Genomic DNA, 15255 nt, shown 5'->3' with positions numbered 1-15255 from the left:
TACGGCTCGAACACGGTTCCCCCTTCGGGGGGATCCCTAGAAATTGGAAACACTCCTGCTCGTCTGCTATCATGACTCTCGTAATAATGGGAAAGTTCCCCCTTCGGGGGGATCCCTAGAAATTGGAAACGGGCTGGGAGCCGACATCACTACGCCATCGTTCAGCTTGTTCCCCCTTCGTGGGGATCCCTAGAAATTGGAAACCCCGCCTCGGGTGGAGACTTCCACCACGTAAAACGTCTGGGTTCCCCCTTTGTGGGGATCCCTAGAAATTGGAAACGACCTCCGAAACAACACATCACTGGGCAAAGCCCAGCATGAAAGTTCCCCCTTCGTGGGGATCCCTAGAAATTGGAAACAACCGCCAGGTGCTCCCAAACTTCACGCGCCTGTGCAGCAGCCACAATCGGGCAGTGCTGTACGCGCTAGAAGACTTCGGGCTCAAGTATGACGCCGTCCAGGCCCACAACCATATCGAAAGCAGCATCAAAGCTTAGGCGGAGGATTGGGCCTCCCAGCGGTCAAAGATCTGCAGCAGCAACTGCACCCCATCGGTCAAGGCAGCCGGACCGGGCTGCAGAATCACCTCTGACGGCAGCTCGTAGACGTGTCCGCTCCAGACCGCCGGGATAGTCTCCCACCCAGGGCGGCTGTGAAGCCGCTCAGGCTTGAACCTCTTGCCACACCAGGACACCAGGATGATGTCTGGAGCGCGCCGCACGACCTCTGCCGGTTCAGCTATAATCCGGCGCCGTGCATCGGGATAGGCACTGAATTCGGAAAAGATGTCTTCAGCTCCACACAAACGAATGAGTTCGCTGATCCAGCCGATGCCTGTAATCAAGGGGTCGTCCCACTCCTCGAAGTAGACCCGTGGACGGCGGCGCCGTTGCTGTCCACGCTGCATAGCTCGGTGCAATCCCTCCCGCAAGGAGCGCACATATGCCCGTGCCTGAGCAGCTCGCCCTACCAGTGCCCCAAGGCGCAGGATCATGGAGAGGATCCCCTCAACCGTGCGCTGGTTGAAGCAGACAACCTCCACCCCCTGGCGAATGAGCTCAGCGCAAATGTTTGCCTGCAGATCCGACCATGCAAGCACAACATCGGGCTGCAGCGCCAAAATCCGTTCGATGTTGGCATCCAGAAGGGTGGACACCTTCGGCTTCTTCCGCGCCTCCGGCGGACGCACCGTAAATCCAGAAATGCCGACGACGAGATCCCCAGCCCCCAAGGCGTAGAGCGTCTCTGCCGTCTCCTCCGTCAAGCACACGATGCGCTCTGGCAATCGCGGTCGCGGAACATGTCTGCCAATCATCGGGATTTCTTCGAGCGAGTCCACAAAGTGGTTTGCCAGATTCTGGCAGGCAAAGCTACTACCTACGGTCACCTTGCCGAGGCCCTGGGGGTACGCTCCGCTGCACCCAGGGTCGGTTGAGCGCTCTAGGCTGCCCGCTTCGATGCCTCACCCCGACGCTCATGCAAGAGCTCTTGCAGTGGGAAGGGGTTCAATGCAAGACGACTGCGGGGGGTTCCTAGAAATTGGAAACAGCTTTAGGAAAAGTCCGCCGCTACCCGGTGGGCGCAGGCAAACCCAGAGAAAGCGACAGCGTTGAGTCCCTGGCCGGGGAAGGTGCTATCCCCCACGCAGTAGAGGTTGGGGATGGCGGTGCGGTTGAAGGGCATGCCCAAGAGTCCCCAGGGAGTGCCGCGAGGGATGGGGCCGTAGGTGCCGTCGACGCGGCCCAAGAAGCGGCGGTGGGTGCGGGGGGTGCCCACTTCCTGCAGTTCAATGTGGGATCCCAGACCAGGCCAGAGGGCCTCCAGGCGGCGGATGAGACGCTCGGCTGCCGCTTGTTTTTGCTGCCGGTACTGCTCTGGGCTCAAGCCCTGCCAAGTCTGCATCCAACTGGGGGTAAAGGCGTGGACAATGTGGCGGCCTGGTGGGGCCAGCTCCGGATCCAAAAGGGTGGGGATGGAGACGAAGATCGTGCCCTGCTCCGCCTCCATGGCTTGCCAGTCTTCTAAAAGAATGTGGTGGCAGTAGCGCTCACCGGCCAGGGCCTCGGCCCGCACCCCCAAGTGCAGGCTCAAGAAACTGGGGGACTGTTGATAACGGCTTTGCCAGCGCCGCTCCGCTGCCGGAAAGGGTCCTGGCCAGAGGCGGCCAAAGGTATCCCAGCGGGTGGCATTGGAGATGATCTTGCGCGCAAAGAGCTTTTCCCCCGTGGAGAGCTCGACGCCCACGGCCCGGCCCCGTTCTGCCAAAATCCGCCGCACCGACGCTCGGTAGCGGATTTGCCCCCCGCAGGTCTCTAGCCCCTGGGCCAGCTTCTGGGCAATCTGCCCCACCCCTCCCTTGGGGTAGTTGACGCCGCCGTAGTGGCGGTCGCAAAACACCATGCCGGCGTTGATCATGGGCGTGCGCTCCGCCGGCACCACCGACCAGCAGTAGCACTCCATGTCCACAAAGCGCAGCAGCGCCGGATGGCGGAGGTGGCGCCGCGCCACCTGGCCCACATTGGCCGGCAAATAGCGGGCCAAAGTCAGGCAGGCGCGGGGGTTGCCGACAAAAGAGCGCCAGAGATAGCCCCACTCCTCCAAAGAGAGCAGCTCCATGGCGTTGAGGCTGTTGAAGATGGGCCAGAAGCGGTCGTAAAAACGGCGGATGCTGCCCGCTTCCTGAGGGAAATAGCTGGCTAGCTCCTGCAAAAACTGCTCGTAGTCCCGGTGCACGCGCGGGCTGAGCCCCTGGGGCAGGTGGTAGGCAATCTGCACCGGGTCGGGGATGGAGTCCAAAGACTGGCCCACGGCAGCCAAGGCGCGGGTAAGCAGGTTGGTGGTGCCCTGCCTGCCCAGGCCAAAGATCATGGAAGCCCCGACATCAAAGCGGTAGACCCCCTTGCCGTTGGGATCCGGGCGCTCAAAGTAGCCGGCGCTGCCACCAGGGATGAGGTATTTTTCCAGCACCAACACCCGGTAGCCCTTGGCCGCCAACTGGGTAGCTGCCACCAGGCCACCAATCCCAGCGCCGATGACAATGACATCCCACGTTGCCGGGGGAGAGGACTTGAGCTGGGCGGAAGCCTGAGGAAGCAGAGTTTGGGTCAAGGGATCCCTCTCGCACAACGCCAGTATCCTCAACCTACCAGAGCTTGCCAGCAAGCGGCGATCCGCCATCTCCCGGATCCCTAACTCCCCTCTCCCTAAGGGAGAGGGGCTGGGGGTGAGGGGATCCCTTGCCAGCGACTTAGATCAGCTCTTCTAGGCCGCGGCTGCCGACGTAGCGGCTGTAGGCGTAGACTAGCCCCAGGCTCAGGCCAGTAACCAGAAAGCTGAGGGCCGCTCCAAAGGGGTAGTCCAGGCTCGCGCCAAACTGCATCTGAATGACATTGCCAATCAAGAGCGTCTTGCTGCCCCCCAGCAAGTCGGGCACCACGAACATGCCCAGGGCCGGGATCCCAACCAAAATCAGCCCCGCTGCCAGCCCCGGCAGCGTCTGGGGAAAGAGCACCCATAGGAAAACCTGCCAGCCGTTGGCGTAGAGATCCCGTGCCGCCTCGGCCAGGCGCCAGTCGATGCGCTCCACGGCTGTGTAGAGGGGCAAGACCATGTAGGGCAAGAACGTGTAGATCATGCCCAGATACACCGCCAGCCAACTGGGGTAGAGAGCCGTCTGGGGCGGGATCCAGCCCAGCCAGGCCGCTAGCCGCGCCGGCCACCCCTCCGGGGCCAACACCACCATCCAGGCGTAGGTGCGGATCACCAAGTTGGTCCAGAAGGGCACCACCACCAGCGTCAGCAACAGATCCCGCTGTCGGGGCGGGTGGGCGGCGATAAAAAAGGCCAGGGGATAGGCCAGGAGCACACAGAAGAAGGTGGTAACTGCCGCCACCAGCAGGCTGCGGCCCAAGATCTGCCAGTAGATGGGCGTCCACCCTAGGGGACCGTAGCCAAGAGCGCGCAGGTAGTTGGCCAGCGTCAGGGGCAGGCCCACCTGGCCAAACTCGCCGCGGCTGAGAAAGCTACAGGCCAAGAGCAGCAGCCCCGGCAGCACCAAAAACGTTACCACCCAGAGCACCCCCGGCCCGGCAAAGATCAGGCTGTGCAGCAGCTCCTGCCAGGGCGTGAGCAATTCCCCGGCGCGCACTTGGGCAGGCTTCTCCAAGCGCTTCAGCATGGGGAGTCCTCCCGCCGGGGATCCGGCCGCAGGCGCACCAAGTTTTTAGGAGGAAGATGGGCCACCAGGGCCTCCCCGATGGCAAAATCCTGGTCTTCGATGTCGGCGTTGAGGGTGAGGGCCTTGAGCTGCTGGCCGCTAGCTGTGCGCAGGAGGTACTGGTTTTCTGCCCCCGTGTAGATGAGGTTTTCCACCCGCACGGGCACTTGGTTGGGCAGCAGATCCCAGCCGCTCCGAGAAAGCCGAATCTTTTCCGGCCGAATGGCCAGCTGCACTGGCTCCAGGGTGGGTTGGATCCCGAGCACCTTGAGCTTGCCCAGGGGCGTCTCGACGCAGTCGGTGCCGCAGGCGATCCCTTCGATGAGGTTGCTGGCCCCCAAAAAGTCCGCCACAAAGGCTGTTGCCGGCCGCTCGTACACCTCGTCGATGAGGCCAACCTGCTCGATGCGCCCGGCCCGCATCACCGCCACCCGGTCGCTGGTAACCAAGGCCTCCTCTTGGTCGTGGGTCACGAAAATGAACGTCATGCCCAGGCGGCGCTGCAACTCGCACAACTGCACCTGCAGCTGCTTGCGCAACTTGGCATCCAAAGCCGAGAGCGGCTCATCCAACAGCAGCACCTCCGGCTCGTTGACCAAGGCGCGGGCCAGGGCCACCCGCTGCTGCTGCCCGCCGGAGAGCTCCTGGGGCTTGCGCTTAGCCAGATCCCCAATCTCTACCAACTCCAAAGCGGCGGCCACCCGCTTGCGCAGCGCCTCCCCTCGCACCCCCCGCATGCGCAGGCCAAAGGCGACGTTCTCTTCCACGGTCATAAAGGGAAAGAGGGCATAGCTCTGGAACACGGTGTTGACGTTGCGCTTGTGGGCAGGCAGATGGCCCACCGGCTGCCCCCGGATCACCACCTCGCCAGCGTCAGCTATCTCCAGGCCGGCGATGATGCGCAGCAGCGTGGTCTTGCCGCAGCCGGAAGGCCCCAACAGGCCAAAAAACTCGCCCCGCCGAATCTGCAAGTCAATGCCGTCGAGGGCCACAAAATCGCCAAAGCGCTTGCGGAGCCCCTTGAGCTCCACATCCCAGTCGGGATCCCTGGAAGTGCCGGCAATGACTCCTGCCACCACAGTTAGCAACCCTGCAATACTCTCTAACTCAGTATGCAGGTTTGGAGAGCGATTGGGGTCACCGAGATCCCGGCGGCTATAGCCATTCCGCCTCAGGCGTTTCCTCTAGTGGCTCCGCTTCCGGCCAAACCCAGTCCGTCAGGTTCTGGGAAGGGATCCCTGGCGGCATGAGCCCGTGGCAACGGGCGCAAAACAGGCAACTGGCACAGCGTTCGCCGTAGGGGAGGGCGGGAAAGGCCTGCGCCTCCAGTTGCCGCAGGCGGCCTAGGGTGGCTTTGAGGTGGGCCAGATCCCGCTCGTAGGCGGCGGCGCTGTAGCGCAACTGAAAAGGCTGCTGCGGGTGCTGCACATACCAAAAGGTAAGCTGCACCTGCTCCGGCTCAAAAGGGCCTGCCAGGGGCAGTTGAGCGGCCACCCCGCAGAGCAACAGCGGGTAAAGGCGCACCTGCCAGTCCTGGGCCAACTGTTCGTCGGGGGGGCGCTGCCGCTCCGTCTTCCAATCGACAATGTGCAGGGATCCCGGCGCAATCACCAGCCGATCCAGGCGAGCCATCAGCTTAAACCCCTCAATCCGTTGCCAGAGGGGCAGTTCCGCCAACACCCGCCCCTGCGGCTGGGCATGGGGACTGGCCAAGAACACCTGCCACCACTGGCGTACTGTCTCCTCCAAGGCCGACAAGCGCGGCTCCACCTGGAGCCCGCGGCTGTACGATTCCACCAGGCGGTGAAACTGGCGTCCCCGCTGCTGCTCCGCTTCGTGCTCAAAGGCATCCGCTGCCGGCCAAATCAGCCGCTCCAGGTACACGTAGCAAAACAAGCGGGGGCAGTAGTCCAACAGCGCCAGAGCCGAAGCTGAGAGGTTGACCTGCTCAAGCGTCAACCTCAGCGGGGAAAAAGCAGCAGGGATCCCAGGCATGGACCAAGAAGAGGAGTTCATGGCCATTCTAGTGCCGCTAGGACTGGAGAATGGCTTCTAGAGCCGCGCGCGGATCTAGACAAGATAAAATTAAGCTCAGGCTCGTGCTAGAGGTCTTGGTTTTTTGCCGCTAGTGTCTGAGCGTCTGCAAACTGTTTCGAGAGCGAGGAAAAGGTCGTGGAGCTAGCTGAGATCGAGGAGTTAATGAGCAAAGCGGTGCAGGCCACCCAGCGTTCCTTCAACACGGTGCGCACCGGGCGGGCTAACGCCAGCCTGCTGGATCGCGTTCAGGTGGAGTACTACGGCGTTCCCACTCCCCTGAAGGCGCTAGCCAGCATCACCACTCCAGATGCCAGCACTCTCTTGATCCAGCCTTTTGATCCCTCGACCCTGGCAGCAATTGAGCGGGCCATCGTCGCCTCCGACCTGGGCCTAACCCCCAGCAACGATGGCAAGGTGGTGCGCCTCAATATCCCTCCTCTAACCGAAGAGCGGCGCAAGGAGCTGAGCAAACAGGTGGCCAAGCTGGCCGAAGAGGGCCGGGTTTCCATTCGCAACATCCGCCGCGACGCCATCGACTCGGTGCGCAAGCGGGAGAAAAACGGCGAGATCTCCGAAGACGAGTCCAAAAGCTTGCAAGAAGAAATCCAGAAATTGACCGACCGCTATATCAAGAAGATCGACGATCTGCTGGCGGAGAAAGAAAAAGAACTGACCACGCTTTAGGGCTTTGTCCTTGAGCACGCCCGCCAACTGTTTTTGGCCCGCTGCAGCCAAGCAGCAGCTCCCTCCCCGGGGCTGGGATCCCGGCCTAGGCCAGCATGGACCTCATCTTGTGTCATCAGTCAGCAGATTTCGACACCCTAGGGGCGGCAGTGGGGGCAGCCCGACTCTACCCTAGCGCCCGCATTGCCTTGACTGGCGGATCCCTGCCGGGAGTGCAGGAGTTCTTGGCCCTCTACCGGGACGAGTTTCCCCTCATCGAGCTGCGTTCGGTGGATCCCCGCCAGGTCCAGCGCTGGATCCTGGTGGATTGTTACGATCCGGATCGCCTCGGTAAGGCTGCGGCCTGGCTGAGCGTTCCTGGGGCGAAGATCGAGATTTTCGACCACCACCTGCCGGCCACCCCGCTGGAAGAGCTGTGGCCGCAGCAGCAGGTCAGCGCTCACATTGAGGCGGTGGGCTCCACCTGTACCCTCCTGGTGGAGCGGCTGCAGGGGGCCGGGATCCGCCTCAGCCCTTTCGAGCGGCTGGCGCTGGCCTTGGGCCTCCACATGGACACGGGATCCCTGACCTTCCCGGAGACCACCGCCCGCGATGCCGCCGCCCTCACCTGGCTGATGCGTCAGGGAGTCAACCTGGTGGTGCTGCGGCGCTTTTTGGGCGATGGCCTCACCCCCCCGATGCAGGAACTGCTCAGCCAGGGACTGGCCCAGATGCAGGTGGAGGCGGTGGGGGAGTACCGCTTGGGAACGTGGCTGCTGGAGCTGCCGGAGTTTGTGCCTGGCCTGGCCGGCCTGGTGATGCGGCTGATGGAGCTGACGGGGGTGGACGTGCTGCTCTTGGTGGCACGACAGGGGGAGCGGCTCAGCCTCATTGGGCGGGCGCGGCAGGAGTTTGCCCAACTGGGCCGAGTGATGGCCCGCTACGGTGGCGGCGGCCACGACTGTGCGGCAGCCGCTACCCTAAAAGCTTCTCCAGACCAGCCCCTGCCCGATCCCGCCCAGGTGCTGAGCGACCTCAGCCAGGCGGTTAAAGAGCGGATCCCGCCACCAGTGACCGCTAAGGATCTGATGTCCTCGCCGGTGCGCACCATCCGACCGGAGATCACCATCGACGAGGCCCAGCGGGTGCTGCTGCGCTATGGCCACTCCGGCCTGGTGGTGGTGGATGCCCAGGGCTGCCTGGTGGGGGTGATCTCGCGGCGGGACATTGACATTGCCCTGCACCACGGCTTTGGCCATGCCCCCGTTAAGGGCTACATGACCACGGAGGTCAAGACCCTCTCCCCCGATACTCCGCTGGCGGAGATCCAGCGGCTGATGGTGCAGTGGGACATTGGCCGTCTGCCAGTGCTCCAGGATGGCCAGTTGGTGGGGATCGTTACCCGCACCGACGTGTTGCGGCACCTGCACGAGCTGCCGGCCCTCTCACCCCAGTTGGCTTCTCCTGCTCTCTCTTGTCCTTTGGATCTCACCTTTGCCGCTCTCTCGCCGCAGCACCGCCGGCTGCTAGAGGAAGCTGCCCGAATTGCCGATGAAAAGGGTCTGCGGCTGTATCTGGTGGGGGGGGCGGTGCGGGATCTGCTGCTGCACCGGTGGGGACGGCAGCCCTCCTCTTGCCTGGAACGGCTGGATTTGGATTTGGTGGTGGATGGGCCTTACCCCTCGACCCCCCAAGGGACGGATCCGCCGGGCTGGGGGTTGATCCTGGGAAAAGCCCTCAAGCAGCACTTCCCGGAGGCACGCCTGGAGATCCACGGCAAGTTCCAGACGGCAGCCCTGATCTGGCCAGGGGGCTTTTGTGTGGATATTGCCAGCGCCCGCACCGAGTTTTACCCCTACCCGGCCTCGCCCCCTGAAGTGGCCATGGGATCCATCCATCAGGATCTCTACCGGCGGGATTTTTCCATCAATGCGCTGGCTTTGCGCCTCAACGGCCCGCAGCGGGGGCAGTTGCTGGACTTTTTCGGCGGGCAAGCGGATCTGCAAAAGGGGATCATCCGCGCCCTCCACCCCAACAGCTTCATCGAGGATCCCACCCGCATCTACCGGGCCGTCCGCTTTGCCGTGCACCTGGGCTTTGCCCTGGATCCGACCACCGAAGAATGGATTCGCACGGCTGTAGCCAGCGGCCTCCACGATGCCGTTGGCGGGGAGCGCCTCAAGCAGGAGCTGGCCTACATCCTCCGCTCCCGCGACTGGCCCTTGGCTTTTGAGCGGCTGGCGGCATGGGGAGCCCTGCGCTGCATTCACCCCGCTTTGACCTGGGATCCCTCCCTGTACCGGCGGCTGCAGCGGGTGGGCCGCTGGGCCTATCACTTCCGCCGCCGCTACCCCGAGCTGGGATCCCAGGAGATCTGGCAACTGCGCCTGGAAGCCTTGCTCTTGCCCCTGCCCCAGGCACCCCAGGTAGCCAGCCAGCTCCACCTCACCCAAGCGGGCATCGAACGCCTCAGCCATTTCTCCCACTACCAAGCCCTCTTGGCCCAACTGGAGACCGGATCCCTGTCTCCGGCTCAGGTAGTACGGCTGCTGCAGGGGCTGCGCATCCCGGCGGTGATCCTGTTGGCAGGGCTGGCCGCCAAGCCAGCGCGGCGGCTGCTCTGGCGCTACTTGCAGGAGTGGCATTGGGTGAAGCCACCCCTCAACGGGCACGATTTGCGTTGCCTGGGCTACAAGCCGGGCCCTCTTTTTCAGGAGATCTTGGAGCGCCTGCGCTGCCTCACCCTCAACGGCGAGCTTACCACTCGCGCTGAGGCAGAAGCCTGGCTGCGGAAACACTTCCCCTTGCTGCAATCTCAGCCAAAGTAGCCAAAAGAGTAGAGGGGTTGCCCATTTCTGGTAGGACGATCCCATTGCCAGATCGCTAGCCTGAGAGAAGGTTGTCTTGGAGGGATCCAATGCGGGTATTGAAACCTCGCTCTGCTGTCGAGGCAATCCCGTCGGTGGGCCCCATCCCCCCCCAGCGGCGGAGTTGCCGCGTGGCCAAGCCGGTTGCCTTTGCTCTGCTGGCCATCCTTGCCGCCGGGATGGGATCCCCTGCCCAGGCCCAAGACCTGGTTCGGCTGCTGATCCACGGCCTGCAATGGCTGCAGGTGAGCCAGTTAAACGACGCCCAAGAGGTGAGCTTGGGCCGCCAGATCGACCAGCAACTGAAAGCCCGCGGACAGATTCGCGTCAGTTCAAATTTCTATTGGGTGGAGCGGGTGAACCGCATCGGCCAGCGGGTGGCCGCCCACAGCGAACGCCCTAACTTGCCCTATACCTTTCAGGTGGTGGAGGATCCAGACATCAACGCCTTTGCCACGATGGGTGGTTTTGTTTACATCACCACTGGCGCCCTGGAAGCTGCCGACAACGACGACCAAATTGCTGCTGTCTTGGGCCACGAAATCGCCCATATCAGCGAACGTCACGGCCTCCAGCAACTGCAGCAGGCTGCCGCCGCCCGCTTCGGCGCCCAATTGCTGGGACTCGATGACAACACCTTGGCCGCCCTAGCCCTGGAGCTGGGAGTGCGCCGACCGCAAAGCCGCGAAAACGAGTTTGTTGCCGACGAAAAAGGTTTGTGGGCCGCCTATCGCGCTGGCTTCGATCCCAGGGGCATGTCGCAATTTTTGGCCAAGTTGCAATCCCGTCCATCCCTGCCGGACTTCTTGCGTACCCATCCCCCTGTCGCGGAGCGCATCGCCCGCCTCAACCAGCTTATCGCCGAGCACAGCATGGTCAGCCCTGCTGCCTATGGCTCCGGCGGCCCCACTTGGCCTTCGCAATCTCTCCCCCAAACCCAGCGCACCGAAGTTGAGATTCTGCCGGTGCTGCCGGTTTTGCCCTGAGTAGGCCGCTGGGATCCGTTTTCCCCGTAGGGTGGAGGTTCGCATCTGGGGGGAACGCTTCGCACCGCTGGCGCGAGCAGTAGGCGAGGGTAGCCTTGTAAGCTGAGAAAGGGTTTCCTACCTGCCCCGCTGCGCGGTTCACTTGCAGTGGGCCGTAGGACTGGGCAAGCCAGGAGGCATGGGAAGAACATCAAGCAACAGAACGTGCCACACAAAAGGATAGCCTGGTAGCCCCGCACTTGAGTGCAGGGCGGAAAAGCTCGCTAGCCACTTTAGTCGCTTACCCATGATGGGGGTCGTTGATATAGTTTCATAGCTCAAACAACCTCTTCCTGACTTCTCCTACCAAGACCTTTTTCCTTCTCTTTGGCCAAAAAATAAGATAAACAACCGCTAGCCCCACAGCATGGTTGTAGTGATTGTACCGTTGACTTTCCTCTCGCACTATCGCTTGCCCATGTTAGACTGCGGTTGTCATGCCGCTTGCCAACAATGATGGAGTACGGCTGTCAGCAGGTTCGAGTCAGGAACAGAGAGCTAGTCCCCCTATTAGAGTACTTGTGTCAACAGTCTAATAAAGTGTACAACTGTGCTTTGTACTATGCGAGACAAGTCTATTTCAAAACGAAGCGATGGGCAAGCTATGGTGAGCTTTGTGCTGAGATGGCGAGAACCCAAAACAAGCACTTCATCGCAATGTATGTTTCCGCCGCACAACAGACCTGTAAGTCTGTAGCTGAGGCACTCAGTAGCTTTAAGAAAAAGCTGAGGCTCTCCTGGCAAGAAGGAATGAGTTTAAGACCAAACCTGCCGCGGCCTTCAGGAACTGTCTAGAGGCGCTTTGACAACGCCGTTACGGGTTCTTTTGTGGACTGCGTAAGAATCCCCCGCCTTTAGGCGCTGGGAGTGTCAATGGATCCCATCTCTTCAACAGCAGCACCTATGGATCCCTGTCTGATCCCCGTCAAGCTTCCCCACGGCTCCTACGACATTCTCATCCAGTCCCCCGAAGGCTCCGGCGGCCACAGCCTTATCCAGTTGGGATCCCAACTGCAAGCCAGGGGACTTTCGGGCAAGGCGCTGGTGGTGAGCCACCCCGGCATTGCCAAGCATTTTGGCGAAAAGTTGATGCAAGGGTTGCAACAAGCGGGGTTTGCTGCCCGTCTTTTTCTGTTGCCCGCCGGCGAGCGCTACAAAACCCTGCGCTCGGTGGCCAAGATCTACGATGCTGCCTTGAGCTTTGGCCTGGAGCGCTCTTCCACCCTCGTGGCCCTGGGAGGGGGGGTCATTGGGGATATGGTGGGGTTTGCCGCCGCCACTTGGCTGCGCGGGATCCCGTTTGTCCAGGTGCCCACTTCGCTTTTGGCCATGGTGGATGCGGCCATCGGCGGCAAGACCGGCGTCAACCATCCTGGCGGGAAAAACCTCATCGGCGCCTTCTACCAGCCGCGCCTGGTGTGGATCGACCCAACGCTGTTGCAGACCCTGCCCCGGCGGGAATTTACCTCGGCCCTGGCGGAAGTCATCAAATACGGCGTCATCCAGGCTGCCGACCTATTTGAGTTTTTGCAAGACCGGCCCAGGCTGAGGCGCTACGCCGATTTTGCCCCTGCGGATCTGCACTATCTGCTGCGGCGCTGTGCCGAGTGCAAAGCCTGGGTGGTGCAACAGGACGAGCGGGAAGGGGGCCTGCGGGCCATCTTGAACTACGGCCATACCCTCGGCCATGCCCTGGAAACCGTTACCGGCTACCGCCGCTACCTGCACGGGGAGGCGGTGGCCATTGGCATGGTGGCTGCGGGAGAGATCGCCCGTCGCCTGGGGTGGTGGAGCGCGGCTGAGGCCGAGCGGCAGCGACGCCTTATCGAAAGGGCAGGGCTGCCCAGCCACTGGCCCGCCGGGATCCCTTGGGAGGCGGTGCTGCAGGCGCTGCAGGCGGACAAAAAAGTCAAGCAAGGGCGGATCCGCTTCGTTCTGCCCCGCCGGATTGGCCAAGCGGAGCTGACCGATCAAGTCGAGCTGGCGGATGTGCAGGCCGCTCTGGCGGCGATGACGGCAACCTCTTGAGCCCTAGAATTAGGAAAAGCTGAGGACAAGAAAGCATGGGACGGCAACAACGGGTAGCCATCCTAGGGGCCACAGGAGCCGTAGGAGTGGAGCTGCTGAAGCTGCTGGAAGAGCGCCGCTTTCCGGTGGCAGAGCTGAAGCTGTTGGCCTCGCCCCGCTCGGCGGGCACCTACTTGACCTTCAAGGGAGAACGGATCCCGGTGGAGCCGGTTGCAGAAGCGTCCTTTCGGGGTCTGGACCTGGTCTTGGCCTCTGCCGGGGCAAGTGTTTCCAAAACTTGGGCCAAGACCATCGTCGAGGCGGGGGCGGTGCTGATTGACAACTCCAGCGCCTTTCGCCTGGATCCCAATGTTCCGCTGGTGGTGCCGGAGGTCAACCCCCAGGAAGCCTTCCGTCACCAAGGGATCATTGCCAATCCCAACTGCACCACCATCCTAATGTGCGTGGCCATCTACCCCCTGCATCGCCACATCCCCCTGCGCCGCGTGGTGGCCGCCACCTATCAATCGGCCAGTGGGGCCGGGGCCCGCGCCATGGTGGAGCTAGAGGAGCAAACCCGCGCCTACCTCCAGGGGCAGCCGTTGCAGCCCCAGGTGTTCCCTTACTCCATTGCCTTCAACCTCTTCCTCCACAACAGCCCCCTGCAAGAGAACGGCTACTGCCAGGAAGAGATGAAAATGGTCAACGAATCCCGCAAGATTATGGGATCCCCCAACCTGCGGCTGACAGCTACCTGTGTGCGGGTGCCGGTGCTACGTACCCACGCCGAGGCCCTCAACCTGGAGTTTGAACAGCCCTTCCCTGTGGAAAAAGCCCGGCAAATCCTGGCCCAGGCCCCTGGGGTGGTGCTCATCGAAGATTGGCAGCAGAACCGCTTTCCCATGCCCATCGACGTGGCCGGCAGGGATGAAGTGGCGGTTGGCCGTATCCGCCAGGACATCTCCGAGCCCAAGGCCCTGGAGCTGTGGCTGTGCGGGGATCAAATCCGCAAAGGTGCGGCCCTCAACGCCCTTCAAATTGCCGAGCTGCTTTTGAAGGACTAATTCACCACAACCGTCCAGGTTACCGGTCCTGCTGTGGCAGGGGCGGCCTGAGCGTTGGTCAATGTTACTGGGGAGTTGGGGTAGGTGTAGGTGCCGGGTGAGGTCAGAGGTCCCGTTTGGACAGGGATGGTCACTGTGCAGGTTGCGCCGACAGCCACTTGTCCTCCGGTGAATTGAATGGTGTTCCCACCCACCGACGCTGTGAGGGTAGCTCCAGCACCACAGGAAGCAGGTAAGGGAGGAGGTGCACCAGGCCCTACGGTTAAAGGCGGCGCTCCCGGCAAGGTGTGGTTAAAGGCCAAGCCCGTCAATGGAATGGCAGCGTTGTTGGTTATTGTAAACGTCAGAGTTCCATTCCCGGTAACGGGAGCTGGGCCGATTGGGCCAAGCGGGTTGGGAGCAAAGGCCATGGTAAAGGTGGGAGCTGGCACCGTTACCGTTAAGTTGATAGCAGCAGCGGTGGCATTAGGCGCTTGGTTGCTGCTCAGGGTTACCGCGGGGCTGGTCAGGGATCCCGCTGTCGTGGCTGTAACCTGAAGATCCAGGCTGATGGTGCAGCTAGCGTTGGCTGCCAATGAGCCGTTGACCAGCAAGATGGAAGTTGCTCCTGGTGCAGCTGCCAGCGTCCCACCACAGCCGTTGTTGAGGTTGTTGGGAGTGGCAACGATCAAGCCGGCAGGCAGGGGATCGGAAAAGGCTAGACCCGTCAGCGGCAGAGCGGCTGTGTTGGTGATCGTGTAGGTCAGAGTTGTTTTGGCAGTAGGGCCGGCAGCTACCGAGGTGGGGTTAAATGCCTTGGTAAAAGTCGGGGCACCCGGCGTGGGTGTCGGCGTCGGTGTAGGCGTTGGAGTCGGCGTAGGTGTCGGAGTTGGAGTCGGTGTAGGTGTAGGCACTGTCGTCCCACCGCTTCCGCCTCCACCGCAGCCGGTCAGTCCTAGACAGGCCGCCCCTAGACTCAAAGCCAAAAGGTTTGTAACTGCTTTTTTCTGCATCGCTTTTTCACTCCTCATCATCAGACTTGACTTTAGTTTTCTTTAGTTTTTGTCGACCCGCCTTACTAAAGTATAGCCATAGCCTGGTCAAATTGCTGCTTAGGATGCTTCTGCGCCCACGCAATCTACCACTGTTGGGAATAAACCTTGCCTCAGATGGCAAGCTCCAACTGGGGAATAGAGCCTTCAGACTTGCTCTTGTGTACCTTGCTTGTAAGCACAAAATCTGGCAACAGAAGCTAATTTTTAGAACCTCGCGTATGCCGCTTGGGCCAGCAATGTTCACACAGTGTTCGTAGACGGGATCCCGATCACCGAGGTCGGTCAAAGTACCCGCATCTCAGAGGTCGAAGCGTTGGCAGCCATTCAGGCTCAAACGGAAGA

The 15255-nt window shown here is 61.8% G+C and carries 12 protein-coding genes and 1 pseudogene; 6 read left to right on the top strand and 7 right to left on the bottom strand.

All coding sequences use genetic code 11. From position 1 onward, the window contains the following. Window positions 1-317 precede the first annotated feature (317 nt). Complete coding sequence (locus SYN65AY6A5_RS02305) at window positions 318-497, top strand: hypothetical protein (RefSeq protein ID WP_099813087.1); 180 nt, start codon at window positions 318-320, stop codon at window positions 495-497. Here the strand turns inward: SYN65AY6A5_RS02305 and SYN65AY6A5_RS02300 are convergent. The 5 genes from SYN65AY6A5_RS02300 to SYN65AY6A5_RS02275 form a co-directional block, all read right to left on the bottom strand. Then, window positions 494-1270, bottom strand: a complete 777-nt coding sequence (locus SYN65AY6A5_RS02300) for a cobalamin-binding protein (RefSeq protein ID WP_206336949.1) — start codon at window positions 1268-1270, stop codon at window positions 494-496. The genes SYN65AY6A5_RS02305 and SYN65AY6A5_RS02300 overlap by 4 nt on opposite strands. 281 nt (window positions 1271-1551) lie before the next feature. Further along, on the bottom strand, window positions 1552-3108 hold the full coding sequence (gene crtH, locus SYN65AY6A5_RS02290) for a carotenoid isomerase (RefSeq protein ID WP_099813372.1): 1557 nt from the start codon (window positions 3106-3108) through the stop codon (window positions 1552-1554). A gap of 139 nt (window positions 3109-3247) precedes the next feature. Further along, window positions 3248-4177 (bottom strand): ABC transporter permease, encoded by a 930-nt coding sequence (locus SYN65AY6A5_RS02285; protein WP_099813084.1) that lies wholly within the window; start codon window positions 4175-4177, stop codon window positions 3248-3250. After that, the gene (locus SYN65AY6A5_RS02280) at window positions 4171-5292 is read right to left on the bottom strand and encodes an ABC transporter ATP-binding protein (RefSeq protein ID WP_240527925.1); all 1122 of its coding nucleotides are present in this window, start codon (window positions 5290-5292) and stop codon (window positions 4171-4173) included. The genes SYN65AY6A5_RS02285 and SYN65AY6A5_RS02280 overlap by 7 nt, the downstream gene beginning before the upstream one ends. 79 nt (window positions 5293-5371) lie before the next feature. Further along, the gene (locus tag SYN65AY6A5_RS02275) at window positions 5372-6232 is read right to left on the bottom strand and encodes a PD-(D/E)XK nuclease family protein (protein WP_049749827.1); all 861 of its coding nucleotides are present in this window, start codon (window positions 6230-6232) and stop codon (window positions 5372-5374) included. A 156-nt stretch (window positions 6233-6388) separates the two neighbouring features. Between SYN65AY6A5_RS02275 and frr the strand changes: the two genes are divergently transcribed. The 3 genes from frr (at window position 6389) to SYN65AY6A5_RS02260 (ending at window position 10769) form a co-directional block, all read left to right on the top strand. Next, window positions 6389-6937, top strand: a complete 549-nt coding sequence (frr, locus tag SYN65AY6A5_RS02270) for a ribosome recycling factor (protein WP_011430687.1) — start codon at window positions 6389-6391, stop codon at window positions 6935-6937. A gap of 95 nt (window positions 6938-7032) precedes the next feature. Then, window positions 7033-9744, top strand: coding sequence for a CBS domain-containing protein (locus SYN65AY6A5_RS02265; protein WP_099883812.1), 2712 nt, complete (start codon window positions 7033-7035; stop codon window positions 9742-9744). Window positions 9745-9833: 89 nt separating this feature from the next. Beyond that, window positions 9834-10769, top strand: a complete 936-nt coding sequence (locus SYN65AY6A5_RS02260; protein WP_099883810.1) for a M48 family metallopeptidase — start codon at window positions 9834-9836, stop codon at window positions 10767-10769. A 313-nt stretch (window positions 10770-11082) separates the two neighbouring features. Here the strand turns inward: SYN65AY6A5_RS02260 and SYN65AY6A5_RS02255 are convergent. Then, window positions 11083-11214, bottom strand: a pseudogene (locus SYN65AY6A5_RS02255) (IS200/IS605 family transposase); the annotation flags it as partial. Window positions 11215-11711: 497 nt separating this feature from the next. Between SYN65AY6A5_RS02255 and aroB the strand changes: the two are divergent. Then, window positions 11712-12836, top strand: coding sequence for a 3-dehydroquinate synthase (gene aroB / locus SYN65AY6A5_RS02245; RefSeq protein ID WP_099883808.1), 1125 nt, complete (start codon window positions 11712-11714; stop codon window positions 12834-12836). A gap of 35 nt (window positions 12837-12871) precedes the next feature. Further along, on the top strand, window positions 12872-13879 hold the full coding sequence (locus SYN65AY6A5_RS02240) for an aspartate-semialdehyde dehydrogenase (protein ID WP_099883806.1): 1008 nt from the start codon (window positions 12872-12874) through the stop codon (window positions 13877-13879). Here the strand turns inward: SYN65AY6A5_RS02240 and SYN65AY6A5_RS13940 are convergent. Then, complete coding sequence (locus tag SYN65AY6A5_RS13940) at window positions 13876-14844, bottom strand: DUF11 domain-containing protein (RefSeq protein ID WP_206336948.1); 969 nt, start codon at window positions 14842-14844, stop codon at window positions 13876-13878. The genes SYN65AY6A5_RS02240 and SYN65AY6A5_RS13940 overlap by 4 nt on opposite strands. Window positions 14845-15255: the final 411 nt, after the last annotated feature.

It is taken from the genome of Synechococcus sp. 65AY6A5, assembly GCF_002760415.1.
Taxonomy (GTDB): domain Bacteria; phylum Cyanobacteriota; class Cyanobacteriia; order Thermostichales; family Thermostichaceae; genus Thermostichus.
This window is presented reverse-complemented; position numbering and strand designations above follow the sequence as displayed.

Bases quoted from the DNA above. Each gene is read 5' to 3' on its own strand.
- SYN65AY6A5_RS02305 (WP_099813087.1), top strand. From the start codon at position 318: ATGAAAGTTCCCCCTTCGTGGGGATCCCTAGAAATTGGAAACAACCGC.
- SYN65AY6A5_RS02285 (WP_099813084.1), bottom strand. From the start codon at position 4,177: ATGCTGAAGCGCTTGGAGAAGCCTGCCCAAGTGCGCGCCGGGGAATTG.
- SYN65AY6A5_RS02275 (WP_049749827.1), bottom strand. From the start codon at position 6,232: ATGAACTCCTCTTCTTGGTCCATGCCTGGGATCCCTGCTGCTTTTTCC.
- SYN65AY6A5_RS02265 (WP_099883812.1), top strand. From the start codon at position 7,033: ATGGACCTCATCTTGTGTCATCAGTCAGCAGATTTCGACACCCTAGGG.
- SYN65AY6A5_RS02260 (WP_099883810.1), top strand. From the start codon at position 9,834: ATGCGGGTATTGAAACCTCGCTCTGCTGTCGAGGCAATCCCGTCGGTG.
- aroB (WP_099883808.1), top strand. From the start codon at position 11,712: ATGGATCCCTGTCTGATCCCCGTCAAGCTTCCCCACGGCTCCTACGAC.
- SYN65AY6A5_RS02240 (WP_099883806.1), top strand. From the start codon at position 12,872: ATGGGACGGCAACAACGGGTAGCCATCCTAGGGGCCACAGGAGCCGTA.